The sequence below is a fragment of the Enterococcus sp. UD-01 genome (assembly GCF_044909655.1).
In the GTDB taxonomy this organism is placed as follows: domain Bacteria; phylum Bacillota; class Bacilli; order Lactobacillales; family Enterococcaceae; genus Enterococcus_L.
On sequence record NZ_JBIYEU010000003.1, the window covers coordinates 149,564 to 172,300 of the forward strand.

Sequence of the window (22,737 nt, forward strand, 5' to 3'; positions counted from 1 at the left end):
TCCTTAATTTAAGCCATTTTTTTGAATAATTTCTTGATATTCCCCAATTGTTTCAGCCGCGAGCAGCTTTTCTAATACGCCCGTTTTTTGAAACATTTCAATTAAATTTTGCAGCATTTCCAATTGTTCATGAGGTTCCTTTAATGCCAGCATAAACAATAAGGAAACCTGAATTTCTTTGTCGTTTGTTCCCATTTCGATAAACGGAATCGGCTCTGTAAGCGACATAAAAGCGACCTGAGATTCTTTCACATACTGACTATCAGTGTGGGGAATGGCAACGCCGATTCCATTAATTTCCAGCCCGGTGGGAAAAACAAGTTCCCTTTTAATAATATTTTCTAAAAAATCTGCATTGACACATTGCTCTTTCACAAGTTCATCTGCCAACAGCTGAAAGGCTGCTTCCTGCGAAGCTGGTTTTTGTTTCAGCAAGGCAATCTGACGGTCAAAAAACATGCGCATTCCCTCCTCTTAAAAGTCTACGATAAAGCTCTTCTTGATTTTGGCTGCTGACCACCCAGCGAATTTCTTCAGCAGAATTAAACAAATCATAAATAGAAGCAATTAGCTCTTTAGCTTCTGTCATATTTTTTTCAGCGATAGCTAGTAGTACAACCAGCTGAATTTCGGTATCGCCCCAGCGAATTGGGGATGCCAGCGTAACAAAGGCCAGCTTCGTTGTTTTTACTGTTTGCGGATCAGCATGAGGAATCGCAACTCCCGTCTTTAATCCCGTACTGCCCAGCTCTTCACGATCGATCAATGATTGTTTAAAGTCTGCGGTCACCAAGCCTTTTTGTAGGTAATCATTCGCTAAAAAATCCAAAACGGCTTCCTTGGTTGCTAAGGATTGGTTAATGAATAAAAAGGCTATATCTAAATATTTTTGCAATAGCTCCGAGCTTTGATACTGCTGTGAGTGAAACTTTTTTTCATTCTCATTCAAATTAGAAATGCTGGCGGATATTTTCGCGATTTCCTCCGTTGTCGGTAATGGCGAAACATACAATACGCGTGTTGTTTCTTCTTCTAAAGGAATCGTGGAAATAATCAAATCTACAACTTCCAGTGAAGTACTGGCCAGCTTTTCTGCTTGAATAATTTCTAAAATGACATCTGCTGAAATCGTCTGCTTAATCCGGTTAAAAATCAGCTCTGAAGTCGCCAGACCTGAGCTACAGACAATTAAAATATGCTTGGTGACCTTGACCTTTTCGAAAGCCAGCTGAAAATGAATCGTTAAAAAGGAAACCTCATCTTCGGTTAAAGAAATGCCAAAGCTTTTTTCCAGCTCGCCAATCGCATATTTCGTTAAAGTAAACATGGTAGAATATTGCTTTTTAATGCTTTTGATGAGCGGATTTTTGATAAACATGCCATTTTTCAGCCGGTGAATCATAGGGACGATATGTGATAATAATGCCTGTAATAAGAGTTGATCCTTCGTTAAATCTACTTTCAATAATTCCGACATCTTCCGAATAATTTCTTTGGTGCCTTCGACGACCTGATTTTCCTGCTTTTCAGTCACTTGCATATACGGTTCAATTCCGTGTGCCAATAACAACGAACAAATATATTGAATATCCGAATCTGTCAAGGTTACTGCCAGCTCCTGCTCCATTCTCTCCGCAAATGAAATCCCCAACATATACAGTTTCATTTGTTTAAGCTCATCAAAAACTAACTGTTCCTGCCGTTCGATATGTTGATTTTTCTGAATTCTGGCTATAAAGATTGCCAATGAAAAAGTCAATGATTCAATAAAATAGTTGTTTAGCTGTCTACCGATCGCCTGTAACATTTCTGAAAGCAATGTTCTCGTTAACTCAATGATTTGTGGTGAAAATAGGCCTTGAACAGATGGACTGTTCGCATTGGCGCTATCAATATATTCCTCTAGAAAAGCTTTGAAAGTCCGCTGTTTAATAGATTCTACTGTATCCAGCTGCAGACCGGCTGACGTCAGCTTCCCCTGGATCTGCCGATTACGGCAAAAGCTTAAAATTTCATCTACATCTTTTTTGATCGATTGATAGCTGACGTAAAAATAATCCGCAAATTCTTGATAGTGCATCGGCTTTTCCGCAAAAAGATAGTTGGCGAAAATAAACAGCTTGCGGTATTCTGGTGAAAAAGCATCAATAACCTGTTCTTTTTTAATCAATAAACGATAGGCCTTTTGCTTAGCAGCCTGATCGCCTTCCAGCTTGACTCCTTTCCTGGGTAGTCGTGAGATGTGCAAGCCTGTTTCTCTAATTTTTTCTTCTAAATGAGCCAAATCGTTGTACACCGTTTTGGGAGAAACATAGAGCTTCTTTTGAAAAAATGCGGCCGGTAGATAATCCGTTTGTTCCAGCAATAAACGTAATAATTGATTCTCTCTTTTACTTAAAAACATATACCCACCTCCAGAAAGCGCTTTCCTTATGTATATCTTAGTTGATGGTGGCCTAAGAGTAAATAATATGTACTTACCACATTAATGTGGTAATTCTTACTCCGACTTTCTATTAGAGAAACAAAAAAAGAAGCGATCCCTCGCTTCTTTTTGCCTACTCATTTAATTAGTTCAAAGAATGAACATATGCGTCCACTGCGAATAATGCATCCGTCACATCTTCAGCTGTAAAGCTAGCTGCCATCTGGTGAATTGTTTCGCCTGGCTGTGTTGCTAATTTCCCTACTTTCAGCAGCTCTTCATAAGTAATATTTTCCAGTTTTAATTCCTTCAATGTTGTTGGCAAACCTAACGCTTGATAGAAAGAAATAAAGCTATCCAGTAGCTCTTTCGGTTTGTTTTCCAAGAATAATTGTGTTAACGTTCCGTAAGCGACCTTTTCACCATGCGTCAATGTATGAATTTCGCCATGCAATGCCGTAAAGCCGTTGTGAATCGCATGTGCCGCTGCTAAGCCGCAGCTTTCAAAACCAATCCCGCTAAGTAGGGTATTTGCTTCTACTACTGCTTCTAAAGCAGGTGTAACTACGTTAGCCCGGCAAGCCTCCATTGCTTGAAAGGCATTGGCAAACAGCACTGCTTCACATTTTGCTGCAATCGCTTCTGCTGCCAAGGTTGGCGCCGCACCGCTCATGGTTTGACCATGTGCTTCAATCACGGAGCGTCCTTCTACCCAAGTTGCCAGTGCATCTGCAATTCCGGACGCCAGTAAACGACAAGGTGCTTTAGCAATAACACCTGTGTCCACTAGCACTAATTCCGGATTTTTCTTATAAAACAGATACTTTTCAAACGTGCCGGTTTCTGAATAAATGACGGATAACGCCGAAGTAGGTGCATCCGTTGAGGCGATGGTAGGGACCACGGCCACCGGTACGGTTAATTGATCACTGATCGCCTTAGCCGCATCAATCGTCTTGCCGCCGCCTAAACCGATGATAACGTCACAGTTAGTCGACGTACCAATTTCGCTCACACGCTGAATTTCTTTTGTCGAAGCTTCACCGTTGAATGGTACATGCGTCACCGTCAGCCCTGCTTTTTCCAAGTTCTCATTAAAGGCTTCACCCACAATGCTCCAAACAACATCATCACATAGTAGCAGCGCTTGACTGCCTAATGCTTTGATATGATTGATGCCTGTGACCAGCACACCTTTCCCTTGGACATACCTTGAGGGACTTGCAAATACTTTTTCCATAACGAACCTCCTAAAAAATGTATTCATTAAAGTGAAGAAATGGTCGTTCCTTCACCAAAACTCGTTTCCCAATCTTGCGTAAAGTCAGTCACTGCCTGCTCAATGGACGGCATAGCAAAGGCTTGCTGAATGATCGCGGCTCCCATCGTCGCTGCTTGTGCACCGCATTCAAGGGCTGCATTGACTTGACCGACATTTTTAAAGCTGGCAGCCAGAATTTTGGTCCGGCTGTTTGTGCGGGCGATTTCCTGTGCCATTTCCGTAAGCGCAGCCTTTGGATCAATATTTAGGTTCTCCATCCGGTTAAAATAAGGCGCAATATAATCCGCTCCCGCAGCAATCGCCAGATACGCCTGGAACTTTGTATAAATAGCTGTTGCGGTTACGTTTATTCCGCGAGCTTTCAGCTCTTTAATCACCGTTAAGCCTGTTTCACTAACGGGAACCTTGACAAAAACGTTACGGTCAATTTTTTCTAAAATCGTTTCAGCATCCTTCAGCATGCCCTCATAATCTGTAGCAACTACTTGAACATGCAGGGATTTTTCAGATCCAATAATGGCTCTGATTTGTTGCATATGAGCAAAAAAGTCAATTTTCCCTTCATTTTTTACAATAGAAGGATTAGAGGTTACACCTGCTAAGGGAATGATGGCTTCGTATTTTTTTATCTCGTCTAAATTTGCGGTATCCAGCATAAATTCCATTCCGTACACTTCACTTTCTATTTTCTACTTTTTCTGTAGTTTTATCTTGTGCTGTTTTTCACAATATTTTCTGTCTAATTGTTGCTTTTGCCCAATAGAAGCCAAGCTCCAAGAAGCAACTGATCATTGCTCTTAGAGCTGAATGCTTCATTAGGCTTTTGGTTTATATGACATGCTCTGTCCGCTCAATGATATCGTCTTGTGTTGCCTTGGATAATACATTGAAAAAGGCTGAGTAGCCGGCTACCCGGACGATCAAGTCCCGATGCTTTTCAGGATTCTTTTGGGCATCAATCAGCGTTTCACGGGAAACCACATTATACTGAATATGATACCCATGTAATTTATTAAAGAAAGTCCGCAGCAGCATGATTAATTTTTGTTTGTCTTCTTCTTTGGCTAAGGTTTGCGGATTTACTTTTTGGTTGAGTAGGACGCCTCCAATAATTTCATCCGTTCTTAGCTTAGAAACTGATTTCAATACAGAGGTCGGACCATTTTTATCCATGTTATGAGCCGGTGAACAGCCTTCTGCTAAAGGTACCCAAGCGTTTCTACCATCAGGAGTAGCCATCGTTCCTTTTCCTTGCCCCACATTGGCTGAAATGGAGGAGGTGCCGGAATAGCGTGTGCCGCCAATCGGTCCGCGACCATAACGGGTATTTGGGTATTTTTTCACTTCATCAATGTAGCTGTCATAGGCTTTCGTCACTAATTGATCGGCGTAGTCATCATCGTTGCCGTATTTAGGTACGTCGTTGATAATCATTTGCTGAATTTCTTTGCTGCGGTCGCTTGCGTAATCCGTTATTAATGCTTCCCAAAGTTCAGCTTGACTGACTTTTCCTTCTTCAAAAACCAGCTTTTTAATCGCTGCCAATGAATCAGCTAAATTAGCAATCCCTACCTGCAATCCTGAAATAAAGTCGTAGACAGCACCGCCTTCTTTTAAGGTTTTGCCTCTGCCGATACAATCTTCTGTTAACGCCGAGCATAAAACATCCGGTACTTCACGTTCCAAACCTAAATCAATCGCATTTTCAACAATGACGCTCATTCGAGTTAATTCCCGTACTGTTTTGTCCCAAACAGTTTGCAGCTCTTCAAACGTTTTCATTTCAGTGAAATGCCCATAGCCTTTGACAAAACGTTTACCTGAAACAGGATCAATCCCATCATTCATGGCAATCATCAAGATCTTAGGAAAATTCATGTAGCTCATACCCGTACAACGATAGCCCCATTTACCCGGAACAGCGGTTTCCACACAACCAATCGCACTGTAGTCATACGCATCCCCTTCTTTAACGCCCACATTTATAAACGAAGGGATGATAATCTCATCATTGTTAAACGCCGGCATGCCAAAGCCAAGCTTCATTACTTCGATACATTCATTCATAAACTGAGGATCTAAGCCGGAATGATAACGAACCGTCAAATTTGGCTGTGGTAATTTCGTTTGAGCCACACTTCGTAAAACCAAGTAGGATAATGGATTAACCGCATCCTTTTTCTCTCTGGTTTGACCGCCAATGGTTACATTTTGGTATAAAGGACTGCCGGCACTGCTGAAGGTATGTGCTTGGCTGCGAACCTTATTAATTGTTAAGGTTTTAATCCATAAATTCGTCAACAGCTCCACTGCTTGTTCATCTGTTATTTTACCTTTTTCCAAATCAGACTTCAAATAAGGGTACATATACTGATCGAAGCGGCCATAGGAAAGTGAGTGTCCATTTGACTCAATTTGCAAAATCAATTGAATAAACCAGACAGATTGCACCGCTTCATGGAAAGTTTCTGCCGGTTGGTTCGGTACCTTTGAACAAATCCGGCTGATTTCCAGTAATTCTGCTTTTCGAGCCGGTGCTGCCGTTTTTGCCATTTTCTGTGCCAAAGTAGCGAAGCGTTCTGCGTAGGCTTTTACAGCATCCAATACAATTAGGATCGCATTATAGAAGTGGTATTTATCAATACTTTGCGGATCGGTTAAATCAAGCTGCGCTTTTTCTTTTAAGGTACGTTGCTTATAGCCGGCCAAACCGACCTCCAGCACTTGGCGATAGTCAACAGCCAAATGTGCATCGCCAGAATTCATTTTCCCTTCCATTCCAAAAAAACCGGTTTCCATAAAGACAGAAACCTCTTCCGGCAATAAAGCACCGGCTTTGGCTCTTAAGTTATTATTTTCCCAAAAAGGCGCGATCGAGCGTAAATCCTCCTTCGTTTTTTCAGTAATATAGAAAACATCGCCGTCACGTTTTTCGAATAAATCCAGCTCGTTCAACACAAATTCCAATGTATATTCCGGAAAAATCGGCGCATCTTTGTTTGAAGCGGCCTGATTTCCTACAATTAGTGTTTCATCTTCAATATAAATCGACATTTTTTTCAAAATATTTTCCAGCATATACGCCCGCTTCATGACATTCGGCTGATTTTGGTATTTTTGGTAGGCTTCCGTTGCCAATAGTGCGCGTTCGGCACAGATATACGGTTTTTTGTTCAAAACAGCTTCCCGATAAGTGTTCATACGCTTAGATAAATGACCAAAATAAGGCTGGTTGCTCACAACTGTTTTTTCTTTGATTTGAGTACTCATGATATTACCTCCTTTTATTTCGTTCGTAATTATTTATCGTTTCTTACGAAGAAATAATACCACGTGAAAATCAGTGCCGTCAACTGCAGAATAAAGGAAACAAGCGAAAAAAAAATATTGCACATTTGTGCAATATCTAAACCGTAATAACATCAATTTTTTGTTTATTTAAAAAGGCAAGCGTCTGCTCTTCAATCCCGGCATCTGTAAAGACTTTGCTAATTTCGTTAAAACCAAATTCCGAGACAACGCCCTTTTGCGTGAACTTACTTGAATCGGTTAATACGATGGTCTGATTAGCAGCCGTAGCTAAGGTTCTCGTAGTATCACATCTAGTTAAATCACTACCGGTAAAGCCCCTGTTTGGGTCTAAGCCGTCAATGCCTACAAATAATTTATCGACAAAAAATTCGCTAATGACCTGCTTCACCAATGGTCCTACGTTAACTTGAGATTCTTTCTGGTATTCGCCGCCAATTAAAATAACCTTCACTGAATCCGCTTTTCTAACGTAAGAAGCAATAAAGCACGAGTTCGTAATAATCGTCACGTCATTTCTGTTAAAGGCAATTTCTTCTGCCAGTAAGGCGCAGGTTGAGCCGGATTCAATCATGATCACATCGCCGTCATGAATCAGCTTGCTGGCTTCTAAAGCGATTTTTCTTTTAAGATCATAATTTTGCGCTAAGCGGTAATTAATATCATCTGTATTATTTAATAAGGCATATCCATGCTGGCGATGCAAAAGGCCTCTAGCTTCAAGCTTATCGAGATCTTTACGAATCGTTACTTTGGATACGTTTAGTAATTCTGAAAGCTCATTGACTTCGATTTTTTTCTTCTTGCTAACTATAGAAAGGATTTCCTCTTCTCTGGACATGCTGCTCCTCCTTTGTTTTTATCAGAATAGCATATTTTCTTTTTGACAACAATATAGAAAAACATATAACTTTCGTACGAAATAAAATATATTTACGTAAGAATAAACTTGTGCTAAAATTAACAAAAAAGGAAGGTGTGTCCAGATGATTGATAAAGCCTGTATTTTTAATATTCAAAAATTTAGTATTCATGATGGTCCCGGTATTCGTACAGTTGTTTTCTTTAAAGGCTGCCCTTTAAGATGCTTTTGGTGCTCCAATCCTGAATCGCAGGCGGGAACCCCTGAACAAATGTGGGATTCTCATAAAAAAGCCCAGTCGCTGGTTGGAGAATATAAAACAATGGACGACATCATCACTGAGGTAATGAAGGATCAGCCCTTTTATGAAGAATCCGGCGGCGGTGTGACCTTATCCGGTGGTGAAGTCCTTTTTCAAGCGGAATTTGCGACTGAATTATTGCGCCGTTTAAAGGAAAAGGGCATTCACACTGCCAGTGAAACGACAGGCTTTGCTAAAGAAGCGGTCTTTAAACGCTATATTGAACAAGTGGATCTCCTCTATTTTGATGTAAAGCATCACGATGAGCAAAAACACAAAGAAGGAACGGGTGTGTCTTTAAAACCAATCTTGAATAACTTACAGTATGCCTTACACACACACCCTAACCTAGTCGTTAGAGTGCCCGTCATTCCCCGGTTTAATGATGGAGATGAAAATGCCGAGGCTTTTGCGCGTTTGTTTAACCGTTTAGATGTTGGCCGAGTAGAGCTACTGCCGTTTCACCAATTTGGCGAAAAGAAATATACTTTTTTAGATCGCGATTATGCAATGAAAGATATTCCGCAGCTGCATACAGAAGAACTTGATTATTTTAAGACTATTTTTGAAGAGCATGCTATTTCCTGTTATGTCCACTAAGTAAAAAAGACAAGCACGGTCGGTTCATCCACCTTGCTCGTCTTTTTTACTTGCTCTAAACACGGTTGTTCTGGCTCACTAAGCTAAATCGACAATTAATCCTTGATTTTCAGAAACATTGTCCGCTGCAATAATCTTAATTTCTTTATTCACTAAATTAGGGAAAGCGACGATCGTCATTGTATTTTTGCCTTGTGCTTTCAGATAATCAAAATCCACCACAAAAAGTTTTTGTCCTTTGTAGACTCGGTCGCCTTCATTTACCAGCACTTGGAACCCTTTGCCCTTTAGCGCCACGGTATCCAGACCCACGTGAACAATCACTTCAATGCCGCAATCCGTTATCAGACCCACGGCATGTTCAGTCGGAAATACATTGACTACTTTTCCGTCAATCGGTGAAACAATGGTTTTATTCTCTGGCAGAATCGCAAAACCATCGCCCATCATCTTTTGAGAAAATACTGGATCAGGCACTTCATTCATTGGCAGAATTTTCCCAGCCACCGGTGAAACAATCTTATCTTTCAGACCGGCGCAGGCATCCTGCAATTGAATCGTTAAAGGCTCTTCTACAGAAATTGTTTTTTGAAAGTCAAATTCAGCTGGTTTTTGCATATTTGAAGCGATAATCTCATTAATCGTCGTTGCATAAATATCTGATTTTGCACCAAAAATTGCTTGAAATCCATCCCCCACATGAACCACGCCTACCGCACCTAATTTCTTTAAGGTCGCTTCGTCAACAATGGAATTATCTGCCAGCACAGTTCTCAAGCGAGTAATACAAGCTTCCACCGAGCGAAGATTGGCTTTACCACCCAGTGCATCAATAATTCCCCAGCTTACTGCCAGATTGTCCCCGCTAGTTACGATATCCAGATCGTCTTCCTTAGAATTATCTTCACGTCCAGGTGTTGGCAGGTTTAATTTAACAATCATAAAACGGAACACAAAGTAATAGACTGCAGCAAAGCAGAGCCCCACCGGAATCACCAACCACCACGCAGTACGATTGACCAATACGCCAAACAAGATATAATCAATCAGACCGCCGGACAAAGTCATACCGATTTTTACCTTTAAAATATTCATCACAGCAAACGAAACACCGGCTAGCAAGCAATGAATCCCGTACAAAGCTGGAGCAATAAAAAGAAATGAAAATTCTAAGGGCTCAGTAATTCCAGTTAAAAATGCAGTTAACGCTCCGGAAAGTAAAATCCCGCTAGCCATTAGCTTTCTTTCTGGTTTTGCTTCCTTATACATTGCATAGGCCGCAGCCGGCAAGCCAAACATCATAAATGGAAATTTACCAGTCATAAAGGCCCCGGCAGTCAATGGAACGCCGTCACGCATTTGTTGGAAGAAAATCTGTTGGTCCCCATGAATGATCGCACCAGAAGCAGAGGTGTAAGAGCCAAATTGAAACCAAAATGGCGCATAAAATACGTGATGCAAGCCAAAGGGAATCAAAGCCCGTTCAATGACACCAAAGATAAACACAGCTAACGTTTGATTGGCCTCAATAACAGTGGCTGAAAAACCATTCAAACCATCCTGTATCGGCGGCCAGATAAAACACAAAATACTCGCTGCTAATAATGAGAACACTGCCGTCACCATAGGAACAAAGCGTTTCCCTGAAAAGAAGCCTAAATAGGCAGGCAATTCAATTTTATAGAATTTATTAAAGCAATTTGCGGCGATAACACCGGCGATAATCCCTCCGAAAACACCTGTTTGCAGTGTTGGAATTCCTAAAACAGTAGCATATTTTTGACCATTTTCAGCCACCATTTCCGGCGTAATCCCTAAGACAGCTCCCATCGCCATATTCATCATCAAATACCCGACAACTCCCGCCAAAGCTGCACTGCCATCATTATTGGCCAGTCCAATGGCAACCGCGATGGCAAAGAGCAACGGCAAATTACCGAAAATAATCGAGCCTGACTGCTCCATTACATCAGCAACGACCTGAAACCAGCCGGCCTGTAAAAAAGTAAACTGAGTTAACACGGTTTCCTGATGAAATAAATTACCGAATGCGAGTAAAATACCGGCCGCCGGCAATGTCGCTACCGGCAGCATTAATGACTTTCCTACCTTCTGTAAAATACCAAATAATTTCTTCATAAAACTCCTCATCCCTTTCTAATCACCAATGAATAGTCGATTGACATCACCCGAGAAAAAAGCTGATCTGTCAGCGTACGTCCTTCCCTGCGCCATAATAGGCAAAATAAATTCAAGGCCAGCGGTGCGCCCAAAAACACAACATTCAACACAAACTGCACAATAAAACGTAAAGTCAATATAAGTCCATTTTCAAACGTGCCCTTTTTCACAAAGCTATACATCAATCCGTTCATTCTCATTCCTAGAGTCTGCTTCCCTAAAAACAAGGGAATACCCACATAATTCAACACTCCTCCACTAAATAGGCTTAAAAACAATGCTCCCTCTGGCTTAAGACCTGCTTGATAAAAACCAAAAAGCAAGACACGAACCAACACAGAAAAAATAAAAACATCCGTCACAGCAGCAAAAATTCTCTTCCTTTTTAAGCTTCCCTGCATAACTTTTCTCCTTTCTTCTTTTGAAACCAAATTAAATGTCTTTCGTAAGTAAAAGAATATCTTTTGAAAACGTTTTCGTCAACAACAGTTGTTCAATAAAATTCAAATTGCACATTTGTGCTTTTCAAATTTTTTTACTCTAAACAATCCTGTCTCCTCTTAAGAGCAGCTTTTTCCTAACAAAAAAGCGTTAGTACGCACTAGGAAGAAATTCCTGTACTTACTAACGCTCCTGATCCAAACTACTCGTTTTGAATGAATCATCCTGATCCAAACGTAAAATCGCTATAATAGTTTCGCGATCACTCACTAAGCAATTGATATATTTTTTACGAAGCATGGCTAAAATAGCCTGAGCCTTTGACTTTCCTCTAGCAATGGCCACTGATTTAGGCAGCTCACCGATTTTTTCCAGCGGAATACCAATCGTACGCTTTTGCAGCTCATTGTGTACCAGCTGTCCTGTTTGATCAAAAAAACGACACGAACATTCCCCGACAGCCTTATTTTGAGCCAGCACCTGATAGTCCTCCGCTGTTAGTAAATCGCGCCATTGGCTATTACTGCTTTCATCAAGACTGCCACCTACGCCGACAATAGCAATATCTAAATGTTCCCAATATCCTAGAATATCCTGAAAATACTTAGACCGCAGAATGCCTTGGGCTAATCTTTCTGATTCCTGTACGACTGTGGCATTCACAAAGGCACTTTTTCCATGAAATTTTCTGGCCATTTCATACACCAATGTATTGACATGATACTTAGAATTGATGTGACTGGGACCACCGGCTAACGGACAAAACACAGTATTTTCCACATGTCTGTTTTCCAGCTTCTCGATCATGCGGCTTAAGGTCGCACCCCAGGAAATACCCACCACCTGATTATCCGCAACAAGATTCCTAATAAAGCTGGCCGCTGTCTCAGCCAGTGCTTCATCCTTATGTATTTCTGTCGCCGTAGAATGACTCACAGCGATTTCTACCTGCTGTAGCGCATATTTTTTTCTAAAGTATTCTTCCAAAGCAAAAACATTTGAATCAAAGCCGCTAATGTCAATTTTGACAATTCCTTCTTTTTTAGCTGTTGCGAGCATGCGACTAATGGTTGTTCGATAAATACCTAAAGCCTTTGAAATCTCTGCTTGCGTTTGATTTTCAATGTAATAAAGATAGGCAACCTTAGCCAATAATTTTTTTCTCTTTTCGTTCATACCTGCTCCTTTCCGTTAACACTTTAGTCATCTACAAATATCCTTACGTTTATTTTATCATTAAAAAGCATCGTATGAAACGAATTTAGATTTCTAATGTAAGCCCGTTTCTGCTAATTGTTCTTTTAGGTTATATCAGGCATTTCACTGAAAAGCATGATTTTTAGCCACCATTTTAAACGTGTTCTTTAGTTTTGTCTTCCCGCTAGAGTTGCTCCCTCTCTGGAAAGATACTAAAAAAGCTGGAACAAATCGTGACATTCGCACGGACTTGTTCCAGCTATTTTTTTAGCGATATTTGTTTATCGATTAAGCTGCGCTTTAATTCGGCTAGTTGCACCTTTTAAATTGTAGCATTCAGCATAATCTCTAATTGGTCGTTTGATATGGTCAATTACATACCGTTGACCGTCAATATTATGAGCGTGTAAATTGGCATACATTTTTTCAATTTCAGCTTTTACTTCTTGATCATTAAACGTATAATGACCAGCAATATCTAGAATTTCAGCTTGTAAAACAGTATCGTTTTGAGTCATAATTTGTTCGACTGTTAATTCCTTTTGCTCACCAATCATCCACTTGCGCCAGCGTTCACTTTTGATTGCATGTTCTAAAAGGACCTCTCGTGTTTGTGAGGGTTCAGACACCAAGCCGTATTCTACTAGCTTAGCTTCGACGGAAGCAAGATTTAAATAAGCCCGCGTTTCTTCTGTTCCGTACTGCGGAGCCACATTTGTTGCCGTAATTTGTGAAGGAATATGCTCCAGCAGCGTGACATCATCTAAATAATCCCCGTTGTGCTCTTTTAGACCCACACCATATTTTTTAGCCATTTGAGCTAAGTCATAGGCATTTTTTAAATTAAACGTACCGACCTGCTCTGTTTTCCGAGTCAGGGTACCTGTTTGTCCTACAATAAAGGTTGGCATTGGTAGCCCGCGTTTTCCCAGCTCGTCTTTCAAGCGGATAATAAATGTTTCATACGTTTCTGTTGAGGTCAAACCGCCATTTGTTTCCTCTGTCCCTACCTCATAACCAATTTCCGGTAAGTTGCGCGCCTTACGTTCTTGTTCACAATAGGCGATTAAATCAACCGTCCGCTCTAAAACAGTTTCCAAAGGAATTACTTTGCCAACTTCAAAGGGATCTTTCGTTGGATCAATCATCAATAAATCAAAGCCTGCTTCAATATCGGCAACATAGGACTGCTTACCTAAAGCCATTGCCTGCTCAGTTGGCAAATGGTCGTTGCGCTCCTTGTCGCGCTGCCAGGGTCCGCCGTGATCCCGACATAAATAGTATAAATTATCATAATCAATGTCAGCAGCTACTTCTGCTACTGCTTGGGCAAAGGTCGCTTGATTCCAACCATTAACATAGCCGCCACCTAATTCATCCGCGTCTACCTGATTGCGGCTGGCAATAAACATCACCGGATAATCGTCTTCTTTAGATAATTCTAATGTTGCCTGCACACAATTTTTTGACATGGGGCCAATCCCCAGCAAGGTAGCGCTCGCACCTGTTGCTTGCAACTTCAGTAACCCTTCTACCACCTGCTTTATTGGTAATTTTTCCATTGGGTCTACATCTCCATTTCTTTGACTTTTTGAGTAGCATTGGTTAACACACTTAAAGTATACGGTCATCCAGACAGCTTGAATATTACATTTTTCTGCAACAAGTTTCACCACGCGCTTGTAGACTTGTTGCAAGTTTTCACGTTGCAAGAGACATTGGCTAGAACTATCAAAAGCACTGTCCTGCATCAGAAAAGCAACAATAGAAAAAGCCAGCGTTCCATCTTTTGCGCCATCCAGCTCTTTGCCCTTTTTAAACTAAGAAACCTGCGCTTGAACAAAGGCAAACAAAGAATGCTGAGCAGTTAGCATATAATCATACGTTTGGCTCTTTGGCGGGTAATGGCGGCGATTACTCCAAATAGCTTGCCAGCCTGCATTTTTCGCACCCAAAACATCATTTTCCAAAGAATCGCCACAATAATAAGTCACGGCTTTCGTTAAGCCTAATTGCTTTTGAACATAGTTAAAGATACGAACATCAGGTTTTGCCAAACCAACCTCTGAAGAAATAAATATCCGCTCAGGTGACAGCCACCTTTCGATCTGTAGCTGCTGCAATTTATTTCTTTGATGTTGGGCCGGACCATTAGTTATAATGCCCAATTGAATCTTCTTTTGAAGACAAAAATCCAAGGTAGACTCCACATCAGGAATTAAATGAATATGCTGCTGGAAAAACTGATAATCCTGCTGAAATTGAATGGCTTCTTTTCGCGAAATCGTTCTTCCAAAAAAAGCTAACGCCTGCTGTATCCGATATATCTGCATCTCTAAAAGCGCCATTTCCCCCTTCTCCGTTAAATGAAAAACAGCATCGCTTAACTGGCGACTTTTTAAATAAAGTGCCTCTACTGAAAGATTCCCCAGTGAAAAATTTTTCTCTATAGCTTGCCGAAAAGGAACTAATTGATCATACAGCGTATCATCAACATCAAAAATTAAAGCGTCCATTATCTTTTCACTCCTAAAAAATAGAGACTGCAACATAAGTTTTTGCTTAATGTCGCAATCTCCACTAGTTTGTCCGTTGCTTTTTATTTTTCAGCTTTATTTTTCTGATTGTCCGGCTCATCCAGATTCGGTTTTGTAAAATGTAAAATAGCAACTGATACCAATGTTCCAATCAGCATTGCCAGTACATACCACAGCTTACCATTTACAACCGGCAAAATAATCAAGCCGCCATGCGGAACTAACGCTTCAACGCCATTGGCCATTCCGAGCGCTCCACCAACTGCGCTACCGATAATGATGGCCGGCAACACCCGCTTAATATCTTTTACGGCAAAAGGAATCGCACCTTCTGTAATACCAATTAAGCCCATGAAAAAGGCGGAAATCCCCAAATCCTTATCTTCAGAAGTATATTTTTTCCGGTCAATAAAGGTTGAAATCGCCAACGCTAAAGGTGGAATCGCAACTGCAATTCTATGCGCGCCATTTGGGGCATAAATTCCTTCCGACATTAAAGCTAACGTAAATGCAGTTGCCGTTTTATTAATTGGTCCTCCCATATCAACGGCTGTCATTGCTCCAATAATCAAGCCTAAAATAATTGCGCTGCCGCCTTGCATCTGACCTAACACTTTTACTAACCAATCCATTGCAGCTCCAATTGGAACAGCAATGATATAAATATAAATCATTCCTAAAAAGAAGGTTGTCACGACAGGCACAATTAAAATCGGCATAATCGTACGAATAGTTGCAGGTACTTTCCACGTTTTGCACCAGCGAACAAAATAACCAACCGCTACACCCATGATCATCGCGCCTAAAAAGCCCGTTTTTACTTGACCCTCGCCAATTGGATTGTTCGCAATATAGCCTAAAATCATAGCTGGCGCTAACGCCGGCTTGCCTGCCAAGGAATTAGCAATGTATCCTGAAAGTAGCGGAATCATCATAGCAAAACCGGCTGCTCCCAGATCATTTAGGTTTTTCATGAAGGGACTGGTAATTTCCATCCCTGCATCCGTTGCTTTCCCCGTGGCTAAGGCTACCGCCAGAAAAATCCCGCCCACTACTACGGCAGGTAGCATAAAGGATACCCCAGTATTAAAGGCTTTCTGCAAATCCTTAAAAAATTTATTTTCTTTTTTCATTGTTTTCAGCTCCCTGTGTCTTATTAAAGTTTTTCTACCTTATCTAAAATTTCAGCAGGATGCTTGATCATTTCACCGGGGTCAATGACTAAAACTTTTCCCGCATCCGTTTTCTCATCAAAGCGTTCTTCACCTTCAATACCAATGGCTACGGCCAAAATTACTGCATCTGCTGCATCAACATCTGCTTGCTCAAGCTCATTTTCAATCCCCATACTGCCTTGGGTTTCTACCTGCACTTCATAACCACGCTTGCGACATTCTTTTTCAATTGCTTCCTGAGCCATATACGTATGGGCCACTCCTGTGGGACATGCTGTAACTGCTACTACTTTCATCACTAATTCCTCCTTAAATTTCAATTGAGCTTAATTGCTCAAAAATTTTATTTGGGTCAATTTCTGTTATTAATTTTTCTCTGAATTCATCATTTAGCAGTCTTTTGCTTAATTGAGAAATAAACTTTAAATGCAGCTTATTTTCACTTTCTTGAGGAACACCGATTAAAAAAATAAGCCGAACATTTTCTTCGTTACTTTGTGCCCATCGGAATGCTTCCTGCACTCTTAGAAATGCAATAAACGGCTGTGTAACAGCGGTTGTTTTTCCATGAGGAATAGCAATGTCATAGCCAATGGCGGTTGAAACCTCTGCTTCACGTTTTTTTACAGCTGCATATAATTCTGCGGCGTTTGAAACATAGTTTGAAGAAGCAGCCTTTTTTACGATAAATTGAATGACATCTTCTTGATTGGACATTTTCTGATCCAAAAAAATCAGCTCCGGAGAAATGACTCCTTTTTCTGTTTCCTGCATTTTTCCCATCCTATTCACTCCCGAGTTTCTTGTATAATCTTTCTTTTGAGTTCGCATTCCTTAATTCTTTCAAGCCTTGATTATTATCAATTAGGTTATAAATATCAGCTAAAATATTTCTCGTTTGAAACGTGTCTTGCTTGGCAATACAGATCAAAAAAGCGAGATCAACTGAGTACTTGCTCCATTTGATTTTTTTCCGGTTTTTAACCACTACGATCACCGTCTGGTTTACATAAATTGAATTCCCATGAGGTACAGTAGTTCCAGAAGGTAAATCCGTTCCTCCAAACTCTTCTCTCTCTTTAACACTTTCAATAAATTTCGGCTGCACATAGCCCTTGGCGATTAAATCCTGCCCAACCTGAGAAATGAGCTCGTCTTTAGACGAATAAGCCGCATTTAAATAAATAAACTCCCGGCGAACAAATTTTTGTAAATGATGCCCTCGCGTAACCTGTGCCACCTGACTTATTTTTTTAGGACGATAGCCGGAGTTATGAATCTTTTCAATATCTTTATCCGTTAAAAAGGGGGAAACATATACCACCTTTTTGTGGGGAATAGTGACTTTTATTGTAGAAATAATTAAGTCATAGTCTGCTGTTTCCTTTTGCTCTAACTCAGCAAAAGATGCTACCTCCAGGGTGTCCAATGACGGTAACACACTTTTAATTCGGTTAATTAGCAACTCTGAAGTCGCAATCCCCATTTGACAAACCACTAGAATTTTACGGTTCATCCGCGCTCGTTCAATAGCGGCCTGAAAATACATCGTCAAAAAGGCGATTTCATCTTCATTGAAGTGAATAGCTAGGCTTTGTTCATATTCGCTTAAAACTACCCAAATTACATTGAAGGTCAGTGAAAATTCATTTTTGATTTGTGAAGTGAACGGATTTTCCGCCTTATTGTTAGAGCGTAAGCGATATAACATAGGAGGAATATGATTTTTCAATTGTGTTTCCAGCTCACGATCCTTAGAAAAATCAATGGTCAACGCTTCTGAAACCTTAAATAATAATTGGTTAGTAATGTCCGTATCCGTTTCCTGCTCCGGCAATGGTTCAAAACGATTGGATATTAACTGCTGTGAGAAGTATTGAACATCTTCATTGGTATAGGCTAAATTTAAGCGTAAAGCTGCTTTGTGAATCATTTGAACCGCACTCTTTTCAAAAAACAAATCCTGTTCCTTCACTTGTCTTAAATTTTTTTTATCTAAATGTTGTTGCTGCTGAATTCGATAAACTAAAATAACAAAAATATTCAAAACGTTTTGGATGTAATAATCCGAAATAACGTTAATATTTTCTCTAACATACGTGTACAAAATATTGGTACAAACACTGATTAAAGTTTCACCGTAATAAGGCTCCAGCAATTTTATTTTTTCAGTAAAATCACTACCTAAATAATAATCAGAATTACTGAATAAATAACGATTAAATTGCAGGAAGGCTTTTTGAAAATCCTCTTCCGTTCCACTTAAAAAAGTTCCCTTTGCATCGTTAGCCAGCTTAATCGATGAACCCGCTTTCAAAATTTTCATGATTAGTTCAAAATCTCGAACAATTGAGGTTTTACTTACCATAAAAAATTCAGATAAATAATTAAAACTGACTTTTTTATCTTCAAAGAGCAGCATGTTCATCAATTGAATTCTACGATTGATCGTTGAGCAGACATCACTTTCCTCTCTAGCTTCCTCCAGCAAGCTGCTTTCCTTTAACTTCCTTAAAGCAATGCCAACTCCCCGTTTTTTTTCCAAATACTCACCAGATTTTTGGATATATTCTTCAATAATCTTAAGCTCAGAATGAGCCGTACGCTTTGAAACTCCTAACTTGCTTGCAAAATACTCAACTGTTTGAAAATCACTTTGTTCAGCCAACAGTTCAAGAAATTCTTTTTGCCGTTTTGTAAGCATAATGATAAACACTTCCTTAACTTAATAATAAAGGCCCTTATTTGATAGCGTTATCATGAATATATCTTCATTATAATGACCCGGTTATCCTTTGAATATTACATTTTCCTGCAACAAGTACTGCAATTCATTTGTTTAGTTGTTGCAATTTGTTTTTCTTGCGGCTTATTAACGTTTTACAAATTTCTTAAAGGACGAAAACACCGCTTCCGAAAATTTATTAGTTCTAAGTGGATAGGACAAAACTAAAAACAGTTTTGTCCCATCTACTTACGAATAAACGGTGGCCAAAAGTCAGGTTCTTCGGCAATTTCATAAAAGACGATCAATATAAAAAACATATTGGTCGTCTTTTACTCCAATTGCTCGAACCTAAACGACTTTTGGCTCAACCTCAATTTACATACAAAAAAACTCCAACCATTCACCTTTTTAGGATGAATGATTGGAATTGAGCTTAAAGCTCCTCAATTCTAATGGTTATGAGAGCGTTCGACGATAACCTTCTATCTTATGTGTAACAAAGTCAATCGTTTCTGAAAGGCGCTCTTGCTGCTCATGTAATTTAACCATATGTTTTTCCAGTATAGCAGTTCGTTTAGCCAAGGACGTATCCCCTTGCTTTTGCAGGGCAGCGAAGGTTTTGATATCGGCTAAAGTCATACCTGTTTGTTTCATTTTTAACAGCAACTGGACCCAACAATAGTCTTCCTCGGTATAAATTCGATAATTCCGGTCATCTCTATCCGGCAGCAACAGTCCTTCCTCTTCGTAATAGCGCAATGTGTCAATCGTAAGACCAGTTTTGAGTGCAAATTCTTTAATTAACATCTACATTTCTCCTTGCTATCGAGTATACTCCATAGATTAAGCTTAACACAAATAAAGGAGGATAATCGATGAAACTAAATGAAGCAACACCTTATTTGTACTGTACTGCTGTAATTCAATCCACTGGAAAAGTCCCCTACGCCGAACTGACCGCAGCGTTAAAAAAGCTGTGCGAACAAACAGTCAAAGAACCCGGCTGTATTTTATTTCAAGTAGTTCCCTTGGAGAAGGAACGGGAGCGCTTTGCCTTATGGGAAATTTGGCAGGATCAAGCAGCCTTTTATGCTCATCATGAACAAAGTTATACCAAAGAATTTTTCAAAGCGGAGCTGGATACAATTGAATTTTTTGAAAGCTCAGAAAAGGTTCACTTGTAAGATGAAACTGTCGAAAAGATATTATACTCTTGTTCATTCACTGCTGACTTCTTTAGTGACTACCGGCTTGCTGACCTTACTATTACACTTTTTGGCGAATGGTTCTATTCGATGGTTTCTCTGGCTGAAAACTTGGTTGCTGGTTTTTGTATTAATTACGATCTTAGGCCGATTTTTACCGCAATTAATGCACCATTTTTTGAAAAAATTATTCTACTAAATAAAATAAAAGATCGGGACAGAAGTAAAATAGCTGTTTGTCCCGATCTTTTATTGATTAATTTTTATGCACAATTTTCTTGAAGCGTTCTAATGCAGCTCTGGGATCATCTGCTTGGTAGATATTACGACCAAAAACGATGCCGGCGGTGCCAGCAGTTACTGAGGCTTGAGCCATCGCATCTGCATCACTGTCCGCAATTTTTGAGCCCCCAGCAACCATTAGCGGTGCAGGAGAAATGTCCTGCAATTCTTTTAGTTGCTCTGGTGTATCCGGATATTTTACTTTAATGAAATCAGCTCCCAGCTCAGCTGCCATTCGTGTGTGAACCTTCATTAAATCAAATTTCATAGTACCGTCCGGATTGGTTTCTTTACTTTTAATCACACGCGGCTCAATGATATGAATTAAACCATATTTTTGGCAGAGTTCATTCACTTCATAGTTACGGCGCATCTCTTTTGCTTCTATCTCTGGATCATCCTGTCCAATAAATAAATAAGTCATCACACCGGTTGCACCGCTGGCTAATACTCGTTCAATGGAAGTAACCGGCTCCACTGCTCCTTCAACATAGCCGACATGGTTTTTAGGACGAGAAACACTTTGCCAGTCGTACAAGGCAATCATTTCAGGTGCATCTTTGCCCGTAAACAACTCTTGACAGGCTGGTAAAAAGCCCATTGGCATCAAGATTGCATCTGCTGCACGCAAGGTTTTAGTCTGCGCTTTTATTTCTTCATTTGTAGTCATGCCTTTAATTGGTCCTAATAAAATTCCGTGTGCATAAGCGACCATGACACAGCGCTGTGATTCTGGATTTAAAAAACGACTAATGCGTAATTCTTTGCCGACTTGATTCGTATTTTTCACTACCATTGTTTTATTCTCCCTTTATTATGATTTTTTTGTAGCTCAAAATTATTTCGTAGCTAAACCTAAAATTCCCGGATTGAAGGCACCTTTTTCATCAAAGTCCTGTTTAATTTTTTCCAATATTTCGTGAGACACCGCACCGATTTCTTCTTTGAACCAAGGCAAACGCTGACGTCCAATGCCATGGTGATGTGCACCTGAACCACCTGCTTCATGAACGCCTTCCATAATAATTTCCCAAATTTCATTGAATTTGTTTAAGGTATCTGCCGCATCTTTACCGGAAGCAAAGATAATGAAGTAAATATTGGCACCGCTTGGATAGCAATGTGAGCAATGCGCCCATAGCTTATCCACTTTACCTTCCAAACGTTTAGAAACAACGTCGTACATTTTTGGCAATACCGTCCAGTTGCCGGAAACTTCAATTGCATCTGCAATGATTGTATCTTCAGCATTGCCATCTTCCAGCCAGTCTGCATTGTAACGATGCTGCTCCCAAGCATGTCCAATTTCAGAACCAAGATCATGACCGGTTCTTCTCTCTGCTGTTAATAATACCTGTTTCATGATCTCAGGTGCAACTGTTTCTGCGCCCACAATCCCAACAACCATTAATACTTTATCGGAGCGATGATTGATTTTTTCATAAAGGTTTTGAGCTTCCGCCGGGTTGTAAATACGCACAACAGCAGGCACAATGTCCCGACGATAAAATTCACGCGCTGTCATAATAGCATCTTCTAACGTATCAAATTCAATCCCGCGAAATTCACGACGTTCCGGAATTTTCCAGACTTTTAAGGTTACTTTAGTAATAATTCCTAAGCTTCCTTCTGAACCAATAAAGAGAGTTGGAAGGTGCGGTCCAGTCGCAGAACGCGGCACATTGCGGTTGCTGAAAATTTCTCCATTGGGTAAAACAACTTCCACACATTGCAGCATGTCTTCAATATTTCCGTATTTACTACTAAACGTTCCGGCAGATTTAGTAGCTACCAAGCCACCCACGGTCGCTAAATCAATCGATTGAGGATAATGCCCGGTTGTATAGCCGCGTTCATTTAAATAATCTTCCAGCTCACGACCGAACATGCCGGCATTCACTGTGATTAAATGATTGTCTTGGTCGAATTCTACAACGCCAGTAATTTTTTGCATGTCAATTGTTAACGATGGTTTTTCAGGAACAATACCGCCTAAAACACCGGAAGCTCCGCCAAATGGCACTACAGCCAAATTATGATCGTATGCGTATTTTACAGCTTCTTGAACCTCTGCAACATCTTTAGGAACTGCCACAATTTCAGGTAAATGTGCGTCTAGTTTTGCTTGCGGCCATTTATTGATTGCCGGCCACCAATCGATGATATATTTTTTCTTTGCTTCCTTCTCAGTGATGAAATCCATTCTTACTCC

The 22,737-nt window shown here is 40.2% G+C and carries 21 protein-coding genes; 3 read left to right on the plus strand and 18 right to left on the minus strand.

Annotated features, from left to right (window positions below; genetic code table 11):
• Window positions 1–3 precede the first annotated feature (3 nt).
• The 6 genes from ABH902_RS04395 to ABH902_RS04420 all read right to left on the minus strand — a co-directional run bounded on the left by ABH902_RS04395 (window position 4) and on the right by ABH902_RS04420 (window position 7,857).
• Entirely contained in the window at window positions 4–459 is a 456-nt protein-coding gene (locus tag ABH902_RS04395; protein ID WP_404589335.1) for a PTS sugar transporter subunit IIA, read from the minus strand.
• Entirely contained in the window at window positions 449–2,404 is a 1,956-nt protein-coding gene (locus ABH902_RS04400; RefSeq protein WP_404589336.1) for a BglG family transcription antiterminator, read from the minus strand. The genes ABH902_RS04395 and ABH902_RS04400 overlap by 11 nt, the downstream gene beginning before the upstream one ends.
• Window positions 2,405–2,570: 166 nt before the next feature.
• The gene (locus ABH902_RS04405) at window positions 2,571–3,665 is read right to left on the minus strand and encodes a glycerol dehydrogenase (protein ID WP_404589337.1); all 1,095 of its coding nucleotides are present in this window, start codon (window positions 3,663–3,665) and stop codon (window positions 2,571–2,573) included.
• A gap of 26 nt (window positions 3,666–3,691) precedes the next feature.
• Window positions 3,692–4,372, minus strand: a complete 681-nt coding sequence (locus tag ABH902_RS04410) for a fructose-6-phosphate aldolase (RefSeq protein WP_404589338.1) — start codon at window positions 4,370–4,372, stop codon at window positions 3,692–3,694.
• Window positions 4,373–4,535: 163 nt separating this feature from the next.
• Window positions 4,536–6,977, minus strand: a complete 2,442-nt coding sequence (locus tag ABH902_RS04415) for a glycyl radical protein (RefSeq protein WP_404589339.1) — start codon at window positions 6,975–6,977, stop codon at window positions 4,536–4,538.
• A 136-nt stretch (window positions 6,978–7,113) separates the two neighbouring features.
• Entirely contained in the window at window positions 7,114–7,857 is a 744-nt protein-coding gene (locus tag ABH902_RS04420) for a DeoR/GlpR family DNA-binding transcription regulator (RefSeq protein WP_404589340.1), read from the minus strand.
• 145 nt (window positions 7,858–8,002) lie between these two features.
• Here ABH902_RS04420 and ABH902_RS04425 point away from each other — a divergent pair, with 145 nt between their 5' ends.
• On the plus strand, window positions 8,003–8,779 hold the full coding sequence (locus ABH902_RS04425; protein ID WP_404589341.1) for a glycyl-radical enzyme activating protein: 777 nt from the start codon (window positions 8,003–8,005) through the stop codon (window positions 8,777–8,779).
• Window positions 8,780–8,857: 78 nt separating this feature from the next.
• Here the strand turns inward: ABH902_RS04425 and ptsG are convergent, their stop codons facing one another.
• The 10 genes from ptsG to ABH902_RS04475 all read right to left on the minus strand — a co-directional run bounded on the left by ptsG (window position 8,858) and on the right by ABH902_RS04475 (window position 19,845).
• Complete coding sequence (ptsG, locus tag ABH902_RS04430) at window positions 8,858–10,918, minus strand: glucose-specific PTS transporter subunit IIBC (RefSeq protein WP_404589342.1); 2,061 nt, start codon at window positions 10,916–10,918, stop codon at window positions 8,858–8,860.
• 8 nt (window positions 10,919–10,926) lie between these two features.
• Window positions 10,927–11,361: an RDD family protein gene (locus tag ABH902_RS04435; protein ID WP_404589343.1), complete on the minus strand. Its 435-nt coding sequence runs from the start codon at window positions 11,359–11,361 to the stop codon at window positions 10,927–10,929.
• 223 nt (window positions 11,362–11,584) lie between these two features.
• Window positions 11,585–12,577: a sugar-binding transcriptional regulator gene (locus ABH902_RS04440; protein ID WP_404589344.1), complete on the minus strand. Its 993-nt coding sequence runs from the start codon at window positions 12,575–12,577 to the stop codon at window positions 11,585–11,587.
• Between the two features lie 302 nt (window positions 12,578–12,879).
• Window positions 12,880–14,160, minus strand: a complete 1,281-nt coding sequence (locus ABH902_RS04445; protein ID WP_404589345.1) for a class II D-tagatose-bisphosphate aldolase non-catalytic subunit — start codon at window positions 14,158–14,160, stop codon at window positions 12,880–12,882.
• A gap of 258 nt (window positions 14,161–14,418) precedes the next feature.
• Entirely contained in the window at window positions 14,419–15,114 is a 696-nt protein-coding gene (locus ABH902_RS04450; RefSeq protein WP_404589346.1) for an HAD family hydrolase, read from the minus strand.
• A gap of 83 nt (window positions 15,115–15,197) precedes the next feature.
• Entirely contained in the window at window positions 15,198–16,268 is a 1,071-nt protein-coding gene (locus ABH902_RS04455; protein ID WP_404589347.1) for a PTS fructose transporter subunit IIC, read from the minus strand.
• A 23-nt stretch (window positions 16,269–16,291) separates the two neighbouring features.
• Window positions 16,292–16,606: a PTS fructose transporter subunit IIB gene (locus ABH902_RS04460; protein ID WP_404589348.1), complete on the minus strand. Its 315-nt coding sequence runs from the start codon at window positions 16,604–16,606 to the stop codon at window positions 16,292–16,294.
• Between the two features lie 13 nt (window positions 16,607–16,619).
• On the minus strand, window positions 16,620–17,093 hold the full coding sequence (locus tag ABH902_RS04465; RefSeq protein WP_404589349.1) for a fructose PTS transporter subunit IIA: 474 nt from the start codon (window positions 17,091–17,093) through the stop codon (window positions 16,620–16,622).
• Window position 17,094: 1 nt separating this feature from the next.
• Window positions 17,095–19,014, minus strand: coding sequence for a BglG family transcription antiterminator (locus ABH902_RS04470; protein WP_404589350.1), 1,920 nt, complete (start codon window positions 19,012–19,014; stop codon window positions 17,095–17,097).
• A gap of 480 nt (window positions 19,015–19,494) precedes the next feature.
• Window positions 19,495–19,845 (minus strand): MerR family transcriptional regulator, encoded by a 351-nt coding sequence (locus tag ABH902_RS04475; RefSeq protein ID WP_404589351.1) that lies wholly within the window; start codon window positions 19,843–19,845, stop codon window positions 19,495–19,497.
• Window positions 19,846–19,913: 68 nt separating this feature from the next.
• Between ABH902_RS04475 and ABH902_RS04480 the strand changes: the two genes are divergently transcribed.
• On the plus strand, window positions 19,914–20,222 hold the full coding sequence (locus tag ABH902_RS04480; RefSeq protein ID WP_404589352.1) for a putative quinol monooxygenase: 309 nt from the start codon (window positions 19,914–19,916) through the stop codon (window positions 20,220–20,222).
• A 1-nt stretch (window position 20,223) separates the two neighbouring features.
• The gene (locus tag ABH902_RS04485; protein WP_404589353.1) at window positions 20,224–20,442 is read left to right on the plus strand and encodes a hypothetical protein; all 219 of its coding nucleotides are present in this window, start codon (window positions 20,224–20,226) and stop codon (window positions 20,440–20,442) included.
• Between the two features lie 57 nt (window positions 20,443–20,499).
• Here the strand turns inward: ABH902_RS04485 and ABH902_RS04490 are convergent, their stop codons facing one another.
• Together ABH902_RS04490 and ABH902_RS04495 are read right to left on the minus strand one after the other, a co-directional pair.
• Window positions 20,500–21,321 carry a class I fructose-bisphosphate aldolase gene (locus ABH902_RS04490; RefSeq protein WP_404589354.1) on the minus strand — a complete coding sequence of 274 codons (822 nt, stop codon included), beginning with the start codon at window positions 21,319–21,321 and terminating at the stop codon, window positions 20,500–20,502.
• Window positions 21,322–21,363: 42 nt separating this feature from the next.
• Window positions 21,364–22,728: an FAD-binding oxidoreductase gene (locus tag ABH902_RS04495; RefSeq protein WP_404589355.1), complete on the minus strand. Its 1,365-nt coding sequence runs from the start codon at window positions 22,726–22,728 to the stop codon at window positions 21,364–21,366.
• Between the last annotated feature and the right edge of the window lie 9 nt (window positions 22,729–22,737).

What these genes read in the sequence shown, in the direction of transcription:
- ABH902_RS04395 (WP_404589335.1), bottom strand. Translation starts at nt 459, where the DNA reads ATGTTTTTTGACCGTCAGATTGCCTTGCTGAAACAAAAACCAGCTTCG.
- ABH902_RS04400 (WP_404589336.1), bottom strand. Translation starts at nt 2,404, where the DNA reads ATGTTTTTAAGTAAAAGAGAGAATCAATTATTACGTTTATTGCTGGAA.
- ABH902_RS04405 (WP_404589337.1), bottom strand. Translation starts at nt 3,665, where the DNA reads ATGGAAAAAGTATTTGCAAGTCCCTCAAGGTATGTCCAAGGGAAAGGT.
- ABH902_RS04410 (WP_404589338.1), bottom strand. Translation starts at nt 4,372, where the DNA reads ATGGAATTTATGCTGGATACCGCAAATTTAGACGAGATAAAAAAATAC.
- ABH902_RS04415 (WP_404589339.1), bottom strand. Translation starts at nt 6,977, where the DNA reads ATGAGTACTCAAATCAAAGAAAAAACAGTTGTGAGCAACCAGCCTTAT.
- ABH902_RS04420 (WP_404589340.1), bottom strand. Translation starts at nt 7,857, where the DNA reads ATGTCCAGAGAAGAGGAAATCCTTTCTATAGTTAGCAAGAAGAAAAAA.
- ABH902_RS04425 (WP_404589341.1), top strand. Translation starts at nt 8,003, where the DNA reads ATGATTGATAAAGCCTGTATTTTTAATATTCAAAAATTTAGTATTCAT.
- ptsG (WP_404589342.1), bottom strand. Translation starts at nt 10,918, where the DNA reads ATGAAGAAATTATTTGGTATTTTACAGAAGGTAGGAAAGTCATTAATG.
- ABH902_RS04435 (WP_404589343.1), bottom strand. Translation starts at nt 11,361, where the DNA reads ATGCAGGGAAGCTTAAAAAGGAAGAGAATTTTTGCTGCTGTGACGGAT.
- ABH902_RS04440 (WP_404589344.1), bottom strand. Translation starts at nt 12,577, where the DNA reads ATGAACGAAAAGAGAAAAAAATTATTGGCTAAGGTTGCCTATCTTTAT.
- ABH902_RS04445 (WP_404589345.1), bottom strand. Translation starts at nt 14,160, where the DNA reads ATGGAAAAATTACCAATAAAGCAGGTGGTAGAAGGGTTACTGAAGTTG.
- ABH902_RS04450 (WP_404589346.1), bottom strand. Translation starts at nt 15,114, where the DNA reads ATGGACGCTTTAATTTTTGATGTTGATGATACGCTGTATGATCAATTA.
- ABH902_RS04455 (WP_404589347.1), bottom strand. Translation starts at nt 16,268, where the DNA reads ATGAAAAAAGAAAATAAATTTTTTAAGGATTTGCAGAAAGCCTTTAAT.
- ABH902_RS04460 (WP_404589348.1), bottom strand. Translation starts at nt 16,606, where the DNA reads ATGAAAGTAGTAGCAGTTACAGCATGTCCCACAGGAGTGGCCCATACG.
- ABH902_RS04465 (WP_404589349.1), bottom strand. Translation starts at nt 17,093, where the DNA reads ATGGGAAAAATGCAGGAAACAGAAAAAGGAGTCATTTCTCCGGAGCTG.
- ABH902_RS04470 (WP_404589350.1), bottom strand. Translation starts at nt 19,014, where the DNA reads ATGCTTACAAAACGGCAAAAAGAATTTCTTGAACTGTTGGCTGAACAA.
- ABH902_RS04475 (WP_404589351.1), bottom strand. Translation starts at nt 19,845, where the DNA reads ATGTTAATTAAAGAATTTGCACTCAAAACTGGTCTTACGATTGACACA.
- ABH902_RS04480 (WP_404589352.1), top strand. Translation starts at nt 19,914, where the DNA reads ATGAAACTAAATGAAGCAACACCTTATTTGTACTGTACTGCTGTAATT.
- ABH902_RS04485 (WP_404589353.1), top strand. Translation starts at nt 20,224, where the DNA reads ATGAAACTGTCGAAAAGATATTATACTCTTGTTCATTCACTGCTGACT.
- ABH902_RS04490 (WP_404589354.1), bottom strand. Translation starts at nt 21,321, where the DNA reads ATGGTAGTGAAAAATACGAATCAAGTCGGCAAAGAATTACGCATTAGT.
- ABH902_RS04495 (WP_404589355.1), bottom strand. Translation starts at nt 22,728, where the DNA reads ATGGATTTCATCACTGAGAAGGAAGCAAAGAAAAAATATATCATCGAT.